At 73.1% G+C, this 17,557-nt stretch carries 15 protein-coding genes and 1 pseudogene; 9 read left to right on the top strand and 7 right to left on the bottom strand.

What is annotated here, in order from left to right:
• Positions 1-26: 26 nt before the first annotated feature.
• A complete protein-coding gene (locus tag FXF50_RS06020; protein WP_148426195.1) occupies positions 27-1,010 on the top strand; it encodes an NAD(P)-dependent alcohol dehydrogenase in 984 nt (327 codons plus the stop codon).
• Positions 1,011-1,034: 24 nt separating this feature from the next.
• On the opposite strand, the gene FXF50_RS06015 is transcribed toward FXF50_RS06020, so the two are convergent.
• Positions 1,035-1,604: a GNAT family N-acetyltransferase gene (locus tag FXF50_RS06015; protein ID WP_148426194.1), complete on the bottom strand. Its 570-nt coding sequence runs from the start codon at positions 1,602-1,604 to the stop codon at positions 1,035-1,037.
• 251 nt (positions 1,605-1,855) lie between these two features.
• Here FXF50_RS06015 and FXF50_RS06010 point away from each other — a divergent pair, with 251 nt between their 5' ends.
• The 4 genes from FXF50_RS06010 (at position 1,856) to FXF50_RS05995 (ending at position 7,006) form a co-directional block, all read left to right on the top strand.
• A complete protein-coding gene (locus FXF50_RS06010; protein WP_148426193.1) occupies positions 1,856-3,193 on the top strand; it encodes a PHB depolymerase family esterase in 1,338 nt (445 codons plus the stop codon).
• Between the two features lie 216 nt (positions 3,194-3,409).
• A complete protein-coding gene (locus FXF50_RS06005; protein ID WP_148426192.1) occupies positions 3,410-5,995 on the top strand; it encodes a discoidin domain-containing protein in 2,586 nt (861 codons plus the stop codon).
• A 110-nt stretch (positions 5,996-6,105) separates the two neighbouring features.
• Positions 6,106-6,228, top strand: coding sequence for a 50S ribosomal protein L36 (locus tag FXF50_RS06000; protein WP_091265774.1), 123 nt, complete (start codon positions 6,106-6,108; stop codon positions 6,226-6,228).
• A 4-nt stretch (positions 6,229-6,232) separates the two neighbouring features.
• The gene (locus FXF50_RS05995) at positions 6,233-7,006 is read left to right on the top strand and encodes an SDR family oxidoreductase (RefSeq protein ID WP_148426191.1); all 774 of its coding nucleotides are present in this window, start codon (positions 6,233-6,235) and stop codon (positions 7,004-7,006) included.
• On the opposite strand, the gene FXF50_RS05990 is transcribed toward FXF50_RS05995, so the two are convergent.
• From FXF50_RS05990 to FXF50_RS05975, 4 genes are all read right to left on the bottom strand, one after another.
• Entirely contained in the window at positions 6,966-7,724 is a 759-nt protein-coding gene (locus FXF50_RS05990) for a glycosyltransferase family 2 protein (protein ID WP_148426190.1), read from the bottom strand. The genes FXF50_RS05995 and FXF50_RS05990 overlap by 41 nt on opposite strands.
• Before the next feature lie 68 nt (positions 7,725-7,792).
• A complete protein-coding gene (locus FXF50_RS05985) occupies positions 7,793-8,461 on the bottom strand; it encodes an ElyC/SanA/YdcF family protein (RefSeq protein WP_148426189.1) in 669 nt (222 codons plus the stop codon).
• 55 nt (positions 8,462-8,516) lie between these two features.
• Positions 8,517-8,792, bottom strand: coding sequence for a DUF4873 domain-containing protein (locus FXF50_RS05980; protein ID WP_148426188.1), 276 nt, complete (start codon positions 8,790-8,792; stop codon positions 8,517-8,519).
• The gene (locus tag FXF50_RS05975) at positions 8,789-9,505 is read right to left on the bottom strand and encodes a TetR family transcriptional regulator (RefSeq protein ID WP_148426187.1); all 717 of its coding nucleotides are present in this window, start codon (positions 9,503-9,505) and stop codon (positions 8,789-8,791) included. The genes FXF50_RS05980 and FXF50_RS05975 overlap by 4 nt, the downstream gene beginning before the upstream one ends.
• 48 nt (positions 9,506-9,553) lie before the next feature.
• On the opposite strand from FXF50_RS05975, the gene FXF50_RS05970 reads away from it, so the two are divergent.
• Positions 9,554-10,456 (top strand): diiron oxygenase, encoded by a 903-nt coding sequence (locus FXF50_RS05970; RefSeq protein ID WP_148426186.1) that lies wholly within the window; start codon positions 9,554-9,556, stop codon positions 10,454-10,456.
• Positions 10,457-10,482: 26 nt separating this feature from the next.
• Here the strand turns inward: FXF50_RS05970 and FXF50_RS05965 are convergent, their stop codons facing one another.
• Together FXF50_RS05965 and FXF50_RS05960 are read right to left on the bottom strand one after the other, a co-directional pair.
• Positions 10,483-10,773, bottom strand: coding sequence for a BON domain-containing protein (locus FXF50_RS05965; RefSeq protein ID WP_148426185.1), 291 nt, complete (start codon positions 10,771-10,773; stop codon positions 10,483-10,485).
• Between the two features lie 44 nt (positions 10,774-10,817).
• The gene (locus FXF50_RS05960; protein WP_148426184.1) at positions 10,818-11,357 is read right to left on the bottom strand and encodes an STAS domain-containing protein; all 540 of its coding nucleotides are present in this window, start codon (positions 11,355-11,357) and stop codon (positions 10,818-10,820) included.
• 86 nt (positions 11,358-11,443) lie between these two features.
• Here FXF50_RS05960 and FXF50_RS05955 point away from each other — a divergent pair.
• The 3 genes and pseudogenes from FXF50_RS05955 to FXF50_RS05945 form a co-directional block, all read left to right on the top strand.
• Positions 11,444-11,818, top strand: a pseudogene (locus tag FXF50_RS05955) (GerMN domain-containing protein); the annotation flags it as partial.
• A 155-nt stretch (positions 11,819-11,973) separates the two neighbouring features.
• On the top strand, positions 11,974-12,786 hold the full coding sequence (locus FXF50_RS05950; protein ID WP_148426183.1) for a SigB/SigF/SigG family RNA polymerase sigma factor: 813 nt from the start codon (positions 11,974-11,976) through the stop codon (positions 12,784-12,786).
• 278 nt (positions 12,787-13,064) lie between these two features.
• Entirely contained in the window at positions 13,065-17,516 is a 4,452-nt protein-coding gene (locus FXF50_RS05945; RefSeq protein WP_370464082.1) for a HAMP domain-containing protein, read from the top strand.
• Positions 17,517-17,557: the final 41 nt, after the last annotated feature.

Here is a 17,557-nt window from a genome sequence, read left to right as displayed (position 1 = left end):
TACGGCGTACACCCGAGGGAGGAAAGATGAAGGCGATCGTGCAGGACCGGTACGGACCGCCGGACACGCTCACGCTCGCGGAGGTGGACACGCCGGTGCCCGCCCCCGACCAGGTACTCGTGCGGGTGGAGGCCGCCGCGCTCAACGCCTACGACTGGCACGCCATGCGCGGCGACCCGCGGCTGGCGCGGCTGGCGATGGGCCGGTCGAGGCCCCGGGCGCGGATCCGGGGCCGGGACTTCGCCGGCCGGGTCGAGGCCGTCGGCGCCCACGTTCGACAGGTGCGTCCGGGTGTTGCCGTCTTCGGCGACCTCGGGGAGGCCAACGGCGCGTTCGCCGAGTACGTCTGCGTGCCCGAGGCCCTGGTCGCCGCCAAGCCGGCGAACCTGACGCCGCAGCAGGCGGCCGCACTGCCCCTGGCCGGCATCACGGCGCTCCTGGGCCTGCGCGACGCCGGGCGGGTGCGGCCCGGTCACCGGGTGCTCGTCAACGGCGCCTCCGGCGGCGTCGGCACGCTGGCGGTCCAACTGGCCAAGGTGCTCGGCGCGACCGTGACCGGGGTGTGCAGCACCCGCAACGTGGACCTGGTCCGCTCCCTCGGCGCCGACCACGTCGTCGACTACACCCGCGACGACTTCACCCGCGACGCCGGCCGTCACGACGTCGTGTTCGACCTGGTCGGCAACCGCTCGCTCACCGCCCTCCGGCGGGCGCTCACCCCGACCGGGACGCTGGTCCTCTCCGGCGGCGGCGTATACCGCGGCGGCAGCCTCGTCGGGCCGGTGTGGCTCATCGCGCGCGGCCGGCTGCTGGCGCCCTTCGTCCGGCACCGCATCGTCACGCTGGCCACGGCGCCCGGCCGGCAGCACCTCGACACCCTGCGCGCCCACGCCGCGGCGGGCCGCCTCACCCCGGTCATCGACCGGACGTACCCGCTCCACGAGGTGCCCCGGGCCATCCGGTACCTCGAAGGTGAGCACGCGCGGGCGAAGGTCGTCATCACCGTCTGACCTGCCCGCCCCGGACCCCCGGCACTACTCCCGGGCGCCGGCCGCCGGCCGGGTGGCGCGCCACTCGGTGGCCAGCAGCGACCAGACCTCGATGTCGAGCCGCTCGCCGAGGAAGGGGAACGCGGCGCGCAGCACGCCCTCCCGGGTCATGCCCAGCCGCCGCGCCACCGCCTGGCTGCGCGTGTTGTGCGGGACGGTCCGCCATTCCACCCGGGCCAGGCCGCGCTCGCCGAGCGCCCAGTCGATCATCCGCTGGACGGCCCGGGTCACCAGGCCGTGCCCCTCGGCCTCCGGCGCGAGCCAGACCCCGATCTCGCACACGCCGGCCGCCGGGTCGAAGGTGCGGAACAGGGTGCCGCCGACCAGCTTCCCGTCCAGCCGGATGCCGTAGATGAAGCCGGCGTCGCGGGCCTGGGCGTCGGCGTAGCGCTGGAGGAAGGCGCGGGCCGTGTCGGTGTCGGTGACGGTGTGCGCCCAGGGGAGCCAGGGCGCGAGGTGGGCGCGGGTGCGCGCGACGAAGTCGGCGAACTCCGCCGCCTGCCACGGGGCGAGCGGGTGCAGGTCGGCGCGGTCGGTGAGGGGAAGGGAGAACATGTCGCTCCATTGTGCGTACCGAACGTTTGTTATGCACTGTAGCGCGTCTGGTCGTCGGCATGGCGCCCAGCGTTTCCGGAACTTGTTGTCGGCCCCGCGGCCGGGACCTAGACTCGCGTTCGGACCGCGTTGATTCGCGGCCGTCTATCTCGTCTCCGAGGGTCCGGGCCGCCGTCGTAGGCGCCTCGCCGGCGAGCACGCCGCGGGCGGGCCTTGCCCTGCGCGGCGTCCCCACCACCTGAGGAGATGCCATGCTGCCCAGAAGGAGAAGACTCAGGCTGCTCGGCGCCGCCGTGGTCGCCGCCGGGCTGGCCGCCCTGGCCGCGCTCACCGCCCCCGGCTCCGCCGCTGCGGCCGCGCTGACCGAGGTGACCAACTTCGGCGCCAACCCGAGCAACCTGCGGATGTACCTGTACGTCCCGAACACCGTCGCGGCGCGGCCGGGGCTGCTCGTGGTCAACCACTACTGCACCGGCTCCGGGCCGGCCATGTACTCCGGCACCCAGTTCGCCGCGCTGGCCGACCGGTACGGCTACCTCGTCGTCTACCCGTCGGTGACGCGGAGCAGCCAGTGCTTCGACGTCTCCTCGCCCCAGGCGCTGCGCCGCGACGGTGGCAGCGACCCGGTGGGCATCAAGTCGATGGTCGACTACGTGCGGCAGCGCTACCCCGTCGACGCGAACCGGATCTTCACCACCGGCGTCTCCTCTGGCGCCATGATGACCAACGTGCTGCTCGGGCTCTACCCCGACGTGTTCAGCGCGGGCGCGGCGTTCGCCGGCGTGCCCTTCGGCTGCTTCGCCACCACCAACGGCTCGGAGTGGAACAGCGAGTGCGCCAACGGCCAGGTCGTGAAGACCCCGCAGCAGTGGGGTGACCTGGTCCGCAACGCGTACCCCGGATACAGCGGGCGGCGGCCCCGGATGCAGCTCTGGCACGGGACCAACGACGAGACCCTGCGCTACCCGAACTTCACCGAAGAGATCAAGCAGTGGACCAACGTGAACGGGCTGAGCCAGACGCCGGCGTACACCGACAGCCCGCAGTCCGGCTACACCCGGACCCGGTACGGCGGCACCGGCGGCACCGCGACGGTCGAGGCGATCAGCATGCAGGGCGTCTCGCACAACCTGCCGGTCGACGCGGCCCAGGCGGTGCGGTTCTTCGGCCTGGACACCAGCACCCCGCCCACGAGCCCGCCGCCGACCAGCGCCCCGCCCACCACGCCGCCACCGACGACGCCGCCGCCGCCCAGCACGCCGCCGCCGTCCGGCGGGTGTCGCGTGGCGTACGCGGTGAACGCGTGGAACACCGGGCTGACCGCGTCCGTCACGATCACCAACACCGCCGCCACGGCGGTCAACGGCTGGAGCCTCGCCTTCACCCTGCCCGCCGGGCAGACCGTCACGAACGGCTGGAACGCCACCTACGCACCGACCAGCGGGGCGGTGACGGCCCGCAACGTCTCCTACAACGGGACCATCGCGCCGAACGGCTCGGTCGACATCGGCTTCCAGGCCACGCACACCGGTGACACCGGCAAGCCCACCTCCTTCACCCTCAATGGCACCGCCTGCGCGGTCGGCTGACGCCGAGCGGCGGCCGCCGGACACCACCCCGGCGGCCGCCCCCGCGCTTAGTTCCGGACTTTTCACAAGACGCGAAAAAAGCTTCGCGTAAGGGTTCGAAGAATTGACATGCGTCGCTTCTCGGAGGAAGGGTCCAGCGGGAACGGCGGGTGACCGCAACATGCCGGAAACCCGTTCGTCGCCCCGTTCCCCACCACCCCCGCCCCGGAGACGCCCATGTCACCCGTCCCGCCGCACCTCAGTCCACCCCGCCCGCCACTGCGTCGGCTGCTCGCCGCGCTGGCCACGCTGCTCGCCACGGTGGCGCTGGTGGCCCCGCCGTCCCCGGTCCGGGCGGCGGACCCGCTCATCTCGCAGGGCCGGCCCACCACCGCTTCCTCGGTGGAGAACGCCGGCACCCCGGCAGGCAACACCACCGACGGGGACACCGGCACCCGCTGGTCGAGCGCGTTCGCCGATCCCCAGTGGATCCAGGTCGACCTCGGCGCCACGGCCACCGTCTCCCGGGTCACCCTGGTGTGGGAGGCCGCGTACGCGCGGTCGTACCAGGTCCAGACCTCCACGGACGGCACCACCTGGACCACCGTCTTCAGCACCGCGGCCGGCGACGGGGGCACCGACGACCTCACGGTCAGCGGCACCGGCCGCTGGGTGCGGATGACCGGCACCGCCCGGGCCACCGCCTACGGCTACTCGCTGTGGGAGTTCCAGGTCCACGGCAGCACCGGCGGCGGCACCGGCTGCGACACCGCGACCAACGCGGCGCAGGGCCGGCCCGCCACCGCCTCGTCCACCGAGAACGCCGGCACCCCCGCCGCGGCGGGGGTGGACGGCAGCACGACCACCCGCTGGGCCAGCGCCGCGAGCGACCCGCAGTGGCTCCAGGTCGACCTCGGCAGCGTCCGTACCTTCTGCCGGGTCGTGCTGAGCTGGGAGGCCGCCTACGGCCGCGCGTACCAGATCCAGACCTCGACCGACGGCGCCGCCTGGACCACCGTGTACGCCACCACCACCGGCGACGGCGGGACCGACACCCTCACCGTCAGCGGCTCCGGCCGCTACCTTCGGATGTACGGCACCGCCCGGGCCACCGGCTGGGGATACTCGCTCTGGGAGCTCACCGTGAACACCACCGGCGGCGGCACCATCCCGGGCGGCGGGTCGCTCGGGCCGAACGTGCTCACCTTCGACCCGTCGATGTCGAGCGCCAGCATCCAGAGCCAGCTCGACGCGGTCTTCCGCACCCAGGAGTCGAACCAGTTCGGCACCCAGCGGTACGCCCTCATGTTCAAGCCGGGCGACTACTCCGGCATCAACGCGCAGATCGGCTTCTACACCTCGATCATGGGGCTCGGCCGGAACCCCGGCGACGTCCGCATCCACGGCGACGTCACGGTCGACGCCGGCTGGTTCAACGGCAACGCCACCCAGAACTTCTGGCGTTCGGCGTCCAACATGCAGGTCTTCCCGTCGGCCGGGTTCACCCGGTGGGCCGTCTCGCAGGCCGCGCCGTTCCGCCGCATGGACATCCAGGGTGACCTCAACCTGGCCCCCAACGGCTACGGCTGGGCCAGCGGCGGCTACATCGCGGACAGCCGGGTCACCGGTGTCGTCCAGCCGTACTCGCAGCAGCAGTGGTACACCCGGGACAGCAACGTCGGCGGCTACCTCAACGCCGTGTGGAACGTGACCAACTCGGGTGTGGTCGGGGCGCCCGCCACCAGCTTCCCCGACCCGGCGTACACGACCCTGGCGCAGACGCCGGTCAGCCGCGACATCCCGTACCTCTACCTCGACGGCAGCGGCGCCTACCAGGTCTTCGTCCCGTCCACCCGCACCAACGCCAGCGGCGCGTCCTGGCTGGGCGGCGCCACGCCCGGCACCTCGGTGCCGCTGAGCCAGTTCTACGTCGCCAAGCCGGGCGACTCCGCCGCCACCATCAACGCGGCCCTGGCGCAGGGCCTCAACCTGCTCTTCACCCCCGGCATCTACCCGGTCAGCCAGACCATCACGGTCAACCGCCCGGGCACCCTGGTGCTCGGCGTCGGCTACCCGACGCTGATCCCGCAGAACGGGGTCACCCCCATGACCGTCGCCGACGTCGACGGCGTCCGGCTGGCCGGGCTGCTCTTCGACGCCGGCCCGACCAACTCGCCGGTCCTGCTCCAGGTCGGCACGGCCGGCTCGACGGCGAGCCACGCCGCCAACCCGACCTCCATCCAGGACGTCTTCTTCCGCATCGGCGGCGCCGGCGCGGGCAAGGCCACCACCAGCCTGGTCGTCAACCAGAACGACGCCCTCATCGACCACATCTGGGCGTGGCGCGGCGACCACGGCACCGGCATCGGCTGGACCGTGAACACCGCCGACACCGGCCTCATCGTCAACGGCAACAACGTCACCGGGCTCGGCCTGTTCGTCGAGCACTACCAGAAGCACGAGGTGATCTGGAACGGCAACAACGGGCGCATCATCTTCTTCCAGAACGAGCTGCCGTACGATCCACCGAGCGCGTCCGCCTGGATGAACGGCTCACGGGTGGGCTACGCCGCCGTCAAGGTCGCCGACGCGGTCAGCACGTTCGAGGGCTGGGGGATGGGCAGCTACTGCTACTTCAACGTCGATCCGACCATCGCCGCGTACCACGGCTTCGAGGCGCCCATCAAGTCCGGAGTGAGGTTCCACAGCCTGCTCACCGTCTCGCTGGGCGGCAACGGATCGATCACCCACGTCATCAACGACACGGGAGGCGCCGCGCAGGGCACGAACACCGTGCCGGTGAACCTCGTCAGCTACCCCTGACCGGACCGGGGGCGGCGGGGGAACCCGCCGCCCCCGGCTCCCGCGCATGACCCCGGCCCCGGCGGGTACGCGACCCCGAACGGGCGAACCACCGGAAACGGAGGTGCGGGATGAAGGTCCGGAGCTCCCTGCGCGCGCTGAAGCGCAAGGCCAACTCGATCGTGGTACGCCGCCGGGGCAAGGTCTTCGTGCTCAACAAGGCCGATCCCCGGCAGAAGGCCCGGCAGGGCTGACCGGGTGGCCGACATCCTGATCACCGGGGCCGGCAGCGGGCTCGGGCGGGGCGCCGCGCTCGGGCTGGCCCGCGCCGGCCACCACGTCGTCGCCGGCGCCGAGATCTGGCCCCAGGTACGCGAGCTGCGCGCCGAGGCCGAGCGGGCCGGCGTGAGCCTCGACGCGATCAAGCTCGACGTCACCGACCCGGCCGACCGCGCGTACGCCCGGCGGCACCGGGTGGACGTCCTGGTGCTCAACGCGGGCGTCCAGGAGGCGGGGGCTGTGGTGGAGATCCCGATGAACCGGGTCCGCCGCTCCTTCGAGGTGAACGTCTTCGGGCACCTGCGCCTCGTGCAGGGCCTGGTGCCGCCGATGCTGGAGCGGGGCGCCGGCAAGGTCGTCTGGATGTCCTCCGCGGTCGGCATCCGGACCCGGCCGTGGGTCGGCGTCTACGCCGCCACCAAGCACGCCATCGAGGCCCTCGCCTGGGCCATGAAGGGCGAGTTGGAGCCGCGCGGCGTGCGGGTCGCCGTCGTCAACCCGGGCCCCTACCGGACCGGGTACAACGACACCGGGGTCGAGGCGATGTTCCAGTGGTGGGACTCCTCGACCGCCCTGCTGGACCGGCCCGACTTCGACGACTACCTGGAGCACCAGCGCGACCCGGGGGAGATGGTCGAGGAGCTGGTCCGGGTGATTCCCGCCGACCGGCACCCCTTCCGGACGGCGTACCCCGAGGAGATCCGGGGGCAGCTCAGGGAGTTCGAGTCGCAGGTCTGGGACGCGACGACGTGACCTCGCCCGGCGCGGGGTCGCCGGCGTCACGCCCTGGCGCGAGCAGCCGGGCGGCGGCGAACCGGACCAGCGGCGCGTAGATCCGCGCCGAGTCGGTCAGCGAGGCGAAGTGCGACGAGGCGCCCTGGTAGTGGGTGACGATGGGGACCTGCTCGATCGGCCGTCCGGCCCGGGACGCGTGCAGCAGCACGTTCATCTCGTACTCGAACCGCTCGCCCGGCACGGTCCGGAGCCAGTCGAGCAGCCCGGCCGGGTACGCCCGCAGCCCGGTCTGGGTGTCCCGGACGCGGCGGCCGGTGGCGAGGCGGAACGCGGCCCGGGTCAGCACGTTGCCGAACCGGCTGCGCAGCGGCACCTCGCCGTCGAACCGGCGGACGCCCAGCGTCAGCGCGCCGGTGTCGCGCATCCGGTCGGCGACCCGGACGACGTCCGGGATCAGGTGCTGGCCGTCGGCGTCCACGCACACCACGTCGTGCCTTGGGTGGTGGAGCGCGGCGTACCGGAAGCCGGTCTTCAGCACCACCCCCTTGCCCCGGTTGATCCGGCGCCGCAGCACGGTGGCCCCGCGGTCGCGGGCCGCCGCGAGCACCCCGGCGGCGGTCGGGCCGCTGCCGTCGTCGACGATCAGCACGTGCGCCGCGGGCAGCGCGGCGGTGAGGTCGTCGACGAGCCGCGGCAGGCGGTCCCCGGGTCGGTACACCGGCACCAGCACGATCACGGAACCTCCCGGGGGTGACCCGTCGCCCGCCGGCCCCGCTCACCGGGGCCGATCGACGTCGTCCGTCCTTACCCGTGCGGCCGGCCGGCGAATCCACCCGGTCCGCGGCGGAACAGCGCGGCGACGCGTTCCGCCGACCGGGCCAGGTCGCGCTCCCGCCGCAGCAGCGCCTCCGGGGTGCGCAGGCCGAGGTAGCACAGCCGGCTGGCCGCCCGGGCGGCCCGCTCGCGCCGGGCGGGCACCGGGTCGGGGCCGGCCACCGGCACGTCCAGCAGCGCGGCGCCGGTGAGCCCGAGCACCTTGCCGGCGAGGAACCGGATCCGGGGCAGGTGCCACGGGTGGGAGACCAGCCCGAGCGGCCGGGCCGGGGTGTAGACCTGACCGGCGAGCAGTCCGTCCTGGACGGTGTGCGCGAGGTTCTGGAGGGTGGTGCGGGACCGGGTCTCCGCGTGCAGCCGGGCGTACCCGTCGAGGCCGGCGGCGCGGGCCAGGGCCAGCATGAGTTCGCCCTCCCGGGACCCGGCCGGCGGGCCCGCCGCCCCGGCCGGGCCGTGCGGCCAGCCGCCGGTGAACACCACCCGCGCCCCGGCGGCCCGCCGGAACTCGGTGGCGTGCGCGCGGACGTACCCGATGGCGGCCCGGGTCCGGGCGGCGCTCTCCGCGGTGAGCCGGTAGCCGTCGTCCCCCGCGAGCACCCCGCGCCCGAACACCAGCAGCACGGTGGCGGTGGGCGTCACCCGACCCACGGTACGCCGGCCGGCGACCGGCCCCCGCCGTCGGCCCGGCCGGGGGTCAGTCCTCGTCCGCGTCGGGCGGCCAGGGCGGTTCGCCGACGCCGGTGATGCGTACCCCGCCCCACGGGTCGGCCTCGGCGAGCCGGCCCCGGACGACGCGCTCGCCGACCCGGACCTCGACGTCGCGCCGGCCGGAGCGGAGCAGGCGCAGCATCCGGGGCTCCGGCTCGATCCGCCCGGCCCAGTGGTAGCGCCCGTCGACCGGCTCCCAGCGGCCGCCGGCGTGCAGCCGGACCGTGGCGCCCGCGATCTCCGCCGTGCCCTGCCAGCTCACCGTTCGATCCGTTCGTGCGCGCGGGTCAGTTCGTGGGGCAGGTCGGCGCCGCGCCGGACGCCTTCGATGCCGCTCCACAGCAGGGTGGTCAGATAGTCGGTGAGCGCGGCCCGGCGGATCGGCTGGCCGTGAGTGGTCCACCAGTCGCCGACCGCCTGCACGAACCCGACGAGGCCGTACGCCCACGGTTCGGCGGGACCGGCGTCGAGGCCGAGCGCGCGCAGCCGGTCACCGATCACCCGGGCCAGCCCGGTGGCCACCTGCCGGCTGGTGCCGGCCACCACCTGCTGGATCCCGGGATGCCCCGCCTCGTGCAGCAGGAACCGGTAGAGCGTCGGCTCGGACTCGATGACGCTCAGGTAGGCGTCGATGGTGGCCTCGACCAGCGCCCGTTCCTCGCGAACCTGTTCCACGGCGGGGGCGATGGTGTCGACGACCCGGGCCGCGACCACCTCGCTGACGGCCAGCCAGAGCTGCGCCTTGTCGGCGAAGTAGCGGTAGAGCACCGGCTTGCTGACCCCGGCCGTGGCGGCCACCTGGTCCATGTCGACCGTCGGCCCGTGCCGCAGCAGCGCCTGCACGGCGGCCCCGATCAGCTCCTGCCGCCGCTGTTCGCGGTGGTCCGCCCAGCGGTCCCGCCGGCCCGTGCGCCGGGGTGCGGGCGGCTCCGGCGGGGAGTTCGAGGCATTGACATCGGTGGAGGTGCGTCGCATGCTACCACTCGTAACAGTTACTGGAAGTTACGTCAACATGGAGGGGTCATGGAGGGGACGCCGACCGGATTCCCGCGCGAGGCCGTGGCCACCCGCCTGCTCGCCGCCTCGGTGCGCACCAGCTACGACCCCGTCGTGGACATCGACTGGTCGGCGCCCCACGTTCCCGGGGCGTACTGGATGCCGCCGGAGCGCAGCAGCCTCTACGGCACATCACTGTGGACGGGGCTGAGCGAGGAGCAGCGGGTCGAGCTGACCAAGCACGAGGTGGCCAGCGCGGCGAGCGCCGGGCTGTGGTTCGAGACGATCCTCATGCAGATGCTCATCCGGCACTACTACGACGCCGACCCGACCAGCCGGCACGCCCAGTACGCGCTCACCGAGGTCGCGGACGAGTGCCGGCACTCCATCATGTTCGGTCGGCTCATCGAGGCCATGGGCTGCCCGGTCTACCGGGCGGACCCGTTCGACCACCTGCTCGGGCGCTGGCTCAAGGCCACCGCCACCGGCCCGCGGATGTACGCGGCCATCCTCATCGCCGAGGAGATCCTCGACGCGTTCCAGCGGGAGGCCATGGCCGACGAGTCGATCCAACCGCTGATCCGGATGGTGTCCCGGATCCACGTGGTCGAGGAGGCCCGGCACGTGCGGTTCGCCCGGGACGAGCTGGCCCGTCAGGTCGAGGCCGCCGGTCCCGTCGGGCTGGCCTACGCGCGGGTGGTGATCGGGCGGGCCGCGTACTCGATCACCCGCCGCCTGGTGAATCCGCGGGCGTACGCGGCGGTCGGCATCCCGCCGGCGGCGGGGGTGGCCGCGGCCCGGGCCAACCCGCACTGGCGGGCCACCCTGCGCTGGTCCGCCCAGCGCATCGCCGAGCACCTGACCGACCTGGGGCTGGTCGCCGGGCCGGGGCGGCTGCTCTGGCGCCGCGCCGGCCTCATCGGGGACTGACCGACGGCGGCCCGCCCGGGGACCGCTCAGCGGCCGCGGCGCTGCCCCGGGTGCAGCCGCAGCGCGTTGCACACGTCGAACACGCCGGACACGTCCCACGCCAGCTCGCCGGCCGCCCGGCGGGTCTGCGCGTCGGCCACCAGCCCGGCCAGGATCACCACCCGGTTCTGCACCGTGACGGTGATCTGCTGCCGCCGGGTGGTCCAGTCGACGCTCAACCGCTGCGCCACCAGGGCGGCCAGCCGCACGTCCTCACCGTCGGGCGCCGGCCCGTCCCCGGCGAACGGGAAGTCGGGGTACGGCCAGGGCATCACCATGTGTCGGGCTCCTTCTGCTCGTTCACGATTCCCGGTCGGGCGGCTCAGGCCGGGCGGGGGCCGGCCGCCCCGCTCATCGCCCGGGTGCGGCTGTCGAAGACCGGGAAGACCCCGTCCAGCCGCATGGTGTGCAGCACGGTGAGCACGAACCGGGACGGCGCCACCAGGCAGAGCCGCCGGCCGTCCTGCCGGCTCTCCTGGTGGGCGCGGACCAGCAGGCCGAGCCCGGCCGAGTCGATCACCTCGACCGCGGTGAGATCGACCAGCACCCGGTCGCCGACCGTGACGGCCTCGTCCAGCGCCCGGCGTACCCGTTCAACGGGGTCGACCTCGGGGACGGGCGGCGCCCCACCCACGTCGTCCAGGTCGTCGACACCGAGACCGCCGTCGTCCACCGCGGCCCGCACACTGCACCGCGGACAGTGGTGCGGCCCGGAGGCGAACGGCGGGCCGACCCAGTCGTTCTCGAACACCAGCGTCCAGACCACCTCGGCGTCCGGCAGGGTGCAACCGGCGCCGGTGACGCTGTCACCGCAGCCGTCGCAGATCAGCATCATCAGGTGCTCCGCCGGTACGACCGTCACGATCCCTCCCTCCGTCGCGCGCCGGGTCGGGGCGGCGGTTCCTTCCCGGCCGGCGGGCGTCCCGCGGTCAGGACGGCGAGCACGGCCTGGCGGCGGTCACCCGCCGGGTCGACGACCTGCCCGGCGTGGACGAGCACCTCCAGCACCTGCTGGCCGGGCCGGACGGCACGGAGCGGGAGCGAGGGCTGGCCACCGCGCTGCCCGGCACGGTGGCGGTGGCCGGAGCCGCCCTCACCGGCACGGTGGCGACCGTCGACGTGCGGCAGGCCGGCGAGGAGACCGGCCGCAACGACGAGGTCCTGGCGTTCGGGCAGATCGTCTGCACGCTGACCCAGCGTCCCGACGTGGACAGCGTCGCGTTCCGCCGGGACGGGCAGCCGCTGGAGGTGCCGGGGGCCGACGGCAACCTGTCCTCGTTGCCGCTCACCGCCGCCGACTACCGGTCGCTGGTGCACCGCTGAGGGCCGGACGCGGCCCGGCTCACCGCTCATTTGTCCGATGCTGGGCGAAATATCCATCGTCCGTTCGGTTGATTGAGCGGCAACCTTTGGTCTAGGGTGACTGGCACGACCGGTGCTCGGGAGGCACCCGTTCTCCTCAGGACAGGAAGGCCAGCATGACCACGACGACCATCGCGCCGACGACGACCAGCGAGGTTCACCGCGCGGCGGTGACCGGCGAGGAGACCCGCGCCAGCCAGCTGATCGCCGCACTGGCCGAGCTGCCCGAGGGCCACCCGGAGCGGTCGGCGCTGCGCAACCAGGTCATCGAGGCCTGGCTGCCGCTGGCCAACCACCTCGCCGCCCGCTACAGCGGCCGTGGCGAGCCGGCCGGAGACCTGGCCCAGACGGCGGCCCTCGGCCTGATCAAGGCGGTGGACCGGTTCGACGCCTCCCGGGGCGTGGACTTCGCCGGCTTCGCCATCCCGACCATCCTCGGCGAGATCAAGCGGCACTTCCGCGACCGCACCTGGAACATCCGGGTCCCGCGCCGCCTCCAGGAGCTGCGGCTGCGCATCTCCGAGGCGAACAGCACGCTGACCCAGACCCTCAACCGGGCCCCGACGGTCGCCGACATCGCCAGCCACCTCGACGTCACCGAGGAGGAGGTGCTCGAGGGCCTGGAGGGCGCCCGCGCCTACAACGCCGTCTCGCTCTCCACCCCGATCGGCGACGGCGACAGCGCCACCGAGCTGGGCGACACCCTCGGCACCGAGGACAACGAGTACGAGCTGGCCGAGCTGCGCGCCTCGCTGGGCCCGGCGCTCGCCACCCTCGACGAGCGCGAGCAGAAGATCCTCACCCTGCGCTTCTACGGCAACCTGACCCAGAGCGAGATCGCCGCCCGGGTCGGGGTGTCCCAGATGCACGTGTCCCGGCTGCTCGCCCGCGCGCTGACCAAGCTGCGCGGCCAGCTCACCGAGGCCTGATCAGCCCGGGGCGGACGTCCGCCCGAGCCGTTCCTCCCGGTTCCCGCGAGCGCTGCCGCCTCGCCCCGGTCCCACGCACCGCCACCGACTCCCCTCGGTGGCGGTGCGTCTTTTCGATCCACCCGCCCGCCGCCCAGCGCGCCGGGGCGGACCTGTGCATACTTGCGCGGATGCAATCGTTGCCGCGGCGGTCCGCCGCGGCTGTGACAGAGGCGGTAGTGGTGGTCGATCAGACGATCCCGCGGCGACGCGACACGGCTCCGGCGGCCGGTGCCCCGGTGGCCGATCCGGATCTCCGCCAGCTGTTGGCCGGTCTCACCGCGGTCCGGGACGGCGACTTCGGCACCCGGCTGCCGGAGGACGCCGACGGGCTGCTCGGCGAGATCGCCACCGTCTTCAACGGCATGGTCGACCAGCTCTCCCTGTTCACCTCCGAGGTCACCCGGGTGGCCCGGGAGGTCGGCACCGAGGGGCAGCTCGGCGGCCAGGCCGACGTGCCGGGCGTGTCGGGCACCTGGAAGGACCTGACCGACTCGGTGAACGCGATGGCCGGCAACCTGACCGACCAGGTCCGCGACATCGCCGAGGTGGCCACGGCGGTGGCCCGGGGCGACCTGTCCCAGAAGATCACCGTTGACGTGCGCGGCGAGATCCTGGAGCTGAAGGTGACCATCAACACGATGGTGGACCAGCTCTCCTCGTTCGCCGACGAGGTGACCCGGGTGGCGCGGGAGGTCGGCAGCGAGGGCCGGCTGGGCGGCCAGGCCGAGGTGCCCGGCGTGGCCGGCACCTGGCGGGACCTGACCGACTCGGTGAACTTCATGGCCGGCAACCTGACCAGCCAGGTCCGCAACATCGCTCAGGTGACCACGGCGGTGGCCCGCGGCGACCTGTCCCAGAAGATCACCGTCGACGCCCGGGGCGAGATCCTGGAGCTCAAGAGCACCATCAACACGATGGTGGACCAGCTCTCCTCGTTCGCCGACGAGGTGACCCGGGTGGCCCGGGAGGTCGGCACCGACGGCCGGCTCGGCGGTCAGGCCCAGGTCAGCGGCGTGGCCGGCACCTGGCGTGACCTCACCGACTCGGTGAACTCGATGGCCGTCAACCTCACCGACCAGGTGCGCAGCATCGCCCAGGTCGCCACCGCGGTGGCCCGGGGCGACCTGTCCCAGAAGATCACCGTCACCGCGCACGGCGAGATCCTGGAGCTGAAGAACACCATCAACACGATGGTGGACCAGCTCTCCTCGTTCGCCGACGAGGTGACCCGGGTGGCCCGGGAGGTCGGCACCGAGGGCCGCCTCGGCGGCCAGGCCGACGTCAAGGGCGTGTCGGGCACCTGGAAGGACCTCACCGAGTCGGTGAACGTCATGGCGGACAACCTCACCGCCCAGGTTCGCAGCATCGCCGAGGTCACCACGGCGGTCGCCAAGGGCGACCTCACGCAGAAGATCCGGGTGGACGCCCGGGGCGAGATCCTCGCCCTGAAGGAGACCATCAACACGATGGTCGACCAGCTCTCGGCGTTCGCCGACGAGGTGACCCGGGTGGCCCGCGAGGTCGGCACCGAGGGCCGCCTCGGCGGTCAGGCCCGGGTCTCCAACGTGGCGGGCACCTGGAAGGACCTGACCGACAACGTCAACGAGATGGCCAACAACCTGACCAACCAGGTGCGGTCGATCGCGCTCGTCGCCACCGCGGTCGCCCAGGGCGACCTGAGCCGGCAGATCACCGTCGAGGCCAAGGGCGAGGTCGCCGTGCTCGCCCAGACCATCAACACGATGGTGGGCACGCTCAGCGCGTTCGCCGACGAGGTGACCCGGGTGGCCCGCGAGGTCGGCACCGAGGGGCAGCTGGGCGGTCAGGCCCGGGTGCCGAACGTGGCGGGCACCTGGAAGGACCTGACCGACAACGTCAACTCGATGGCGAACAACCTCACCGGCCAGGTCCGCAACATCGCCCAGGTGACCACCGCCGTGGCGCAGGGCGACCTGACCAAGAAGATCGACGTGGACGCCCGCGGCGAGATCCTGGAGCTGAAGACCACCATCAACACCATGGTCGACCAGCTCTCCAGCTTCGCGGCCGAGGTCACCCGGGTGGCCCGGGAGGTCGGCAGCGAGGGCCGCCTCGGCGGCCAGGCCGAGGTGGAGGGCGTCTCCGGCACCTGGAAGCGGCTCACCGAGAACGTCAACGAGCTGGCCGGGAACCTGACCCGGCAGGTGCGCGCCATCGCCGAGGTGACCAGCGCGGTCGCCACCGGCGACCTCACCCGCTCGATCACGGTCGACGCCTCCGGCGAGGTCGCCGAGCTGAAGGACAACATCAACTCCATGGTGGAGTCGCTGCGCGAGACCACCCGGACCAACCAGGAACAGGACTGGCTCAAGACCAACCTGGCCCGCATCTCCGGCCTCATGCAGGGCCACCGGGACCTGGAGGTGGTCGCCGGCCTGGTCATGAACGAGCTGGCCCCGCTGGTCTCCGCGCAGCTCGGCACGTTCCTGCTGGTCGACGACGGCGGCGACGGCCCGGGCCTGCGGGTGGTCGGCGGCTACGGCCACGACGCCACCCGCCGCCGGTACGCCCTGGGCGACTCCCTGGTCGGGCAGGCCGCGCTGAGCAAGCGGGCCATCGTGGTGGACGCCGTGCCGGCCGACTACGTCACCGTCTCGTCGAGCCTGGGCGCGGCCGTGCCGCTGCACCTCGTGGTGCTGCCGATCCTCTTCGAGGACCAGGTCCTCGGCGTCATCGAGCTGGCCGGCATGGGCCGGTTCACCGAGGTCCAGCGCGACTTCCTCGACCAGCTCACCGAGACCATCGGCGTCAACGTCAACACCATCGTGGCCAACGCCCGCACCGACGTGCTGCTGACCGAGTCGCAGCGGCTGGCCGCCGAACTCCAGGCCCGCTCGGAGGAACTGCAGGCCCGCTCGGAGGAACTCCAGAGCTCCAACGCCGAGCTGGAGGAGAAGGCCGCCCTGCTGGCCCGGCAGAACCACGACATCGAGACGAAGAACTCCGAGATCGAGCAGGCCCGCCAGGAGCTGGAGACCCGTGCCCAGCAGCTCGCGCTCGCCTCGAAGTACAAGTCGGAGTTCCTGGCCAACATGAGCCACGAGCTGCGTACGCCGCTGAACTCGCTGCTCATCCTCGCCCAGCTGCTGGCCCAGAACCCCAACCGCAACCTCACCCCGAAGCAGGTCGAGTACGCCACCGTGATCCACTCGGCCGGCGCGGACCTGCTCCAGCTCATCAACGACATCCTCGACCTGTCCAAGGTCGAGGCCGGCAAGATGGACATCAACCCGGAGACGTTCGAGCTGTCCACGCTGCGCGACTACGTCGACGCCACGTTCCGTCCGCTCACCACCCCGCGCGGGCTGGAGCTGGACCTGGTCACCGGCCCGGACGTGCCGGCCCGGCTGCACACCGACGAGCAGCGGCTGCGGCAGGTGCTGCGCAACCTGGTCTCCAACGCCGTCAAGTTCACCGAGAAGGGCCGGGTGCAGCTGCGCATCGAGCGGGCCCGCCCGGACGAGGTGCCGGCCGAGATGCCGACGGCCGACGCGGTCATCGCGTTCCGGGTCGTCGACACCGGCATCGGCATCGCCGAGCAGCACCTGACCGCCATCTTCGACGCGTTCCAGCAGGCCGACGGCACCACCAGCCGGCGGTACGGGGGCACCGGCCTGGGCCTGTCCATCAGCCGGGAGATCGCCCGGCTGCTCGGCGGGCAGATCACCGCGGAGAGCGTCCTCGGCCAGGGCAGCACGTTCACCCTCTACCTGCCCGCCACGGCCACCGCGCCGCTGCCCGACGCCGGCGTGGCCGTACCGGGCACCGCGACCGCGACTCCGGTCGAGTCGGAGGCCCAGCGGTGGGTGGAACGGCAGCAGCGCCGGGTGCTGGTGCTGGAGGCGCACGAGAAGGGCCTGCTCACCCTGCTGGCCCGTGGCGTGGCCGCGGAGACCGGCGGCCCGGTCGAGGTGTCCACCGCGGGGGACGTCGACGAGGCGGTCGACACGCTCGCCCGGCACCGCCACCACCTGCTCGTGGTGCAGCTCGACCCGGCCGACGAGCACGGCACGGCCCTGCTCAGGGCGCTGCACGAGCACCCCGGCCTGCGCGGCCTGCCGGTGCTGGCGTACCACGGTCAGCCGCTCGCGGGCGGGCAGGACGCCCTGCTCCAGGGGCTGGCCGCGGACCGCCCGCTGGAGATCCTCGGCAGCCTGGACGAGCTGCGTGAGCGCATCGTGCTGCACCTGACCGCGGACACCCCGGAGCGGGTGCCGTCGTTCGCGACGCCGACCACCGACCGCAGCCCGGTCGGCGACCCGGTCGCCCGCGAGCTGTCCGGCCGCAAGGTGCTGGTGGTGGACGACGACGCCCGCAACGTCTTCGCCCTCACCAACATCCTCGAACTGCACGGCATGGACGTGGTCTACGCGGAGAACGGCCGTAAGGGCGTGGAGACGCTGATGCGGCACGACGACATCGACCTGGTGCTGATGGACGTCATGATGCCGGAGATGGACGGGTACGCGGCCACCGCCGCGATCCGCGCCATGCCCCGCTACGCGGACCTGCCGATCATCGCGGTGACCGCGAAGGCGATGCGCGGGGACCGGGAGAAGAGCCTCTCCTCCGGCGCCAGCGACTACGTCACGAAGCCGGTCGACGCGGAGGACCTGCTCACCTGCATCCACCGCTGGCTGACCAACTGACCCACCAAGCGGCCCGGCGGGCAGGTCGCCCGCCGGGCCGG

The organism is Micromonospora sp. AP08 (assembly GCF_008085935.1).
Classification (GTDB): domain Bacteria; phylum Actinomycetota; class Actinomycetes; order Mycobacteriales; family Micromonosporaceae; genus Micromonospora; species Micromonospora chersina.
Note: the sequence above shows the minus strand (reverse complement) of the source record. Positions and strands in the feature narration are given on the sequence as shown.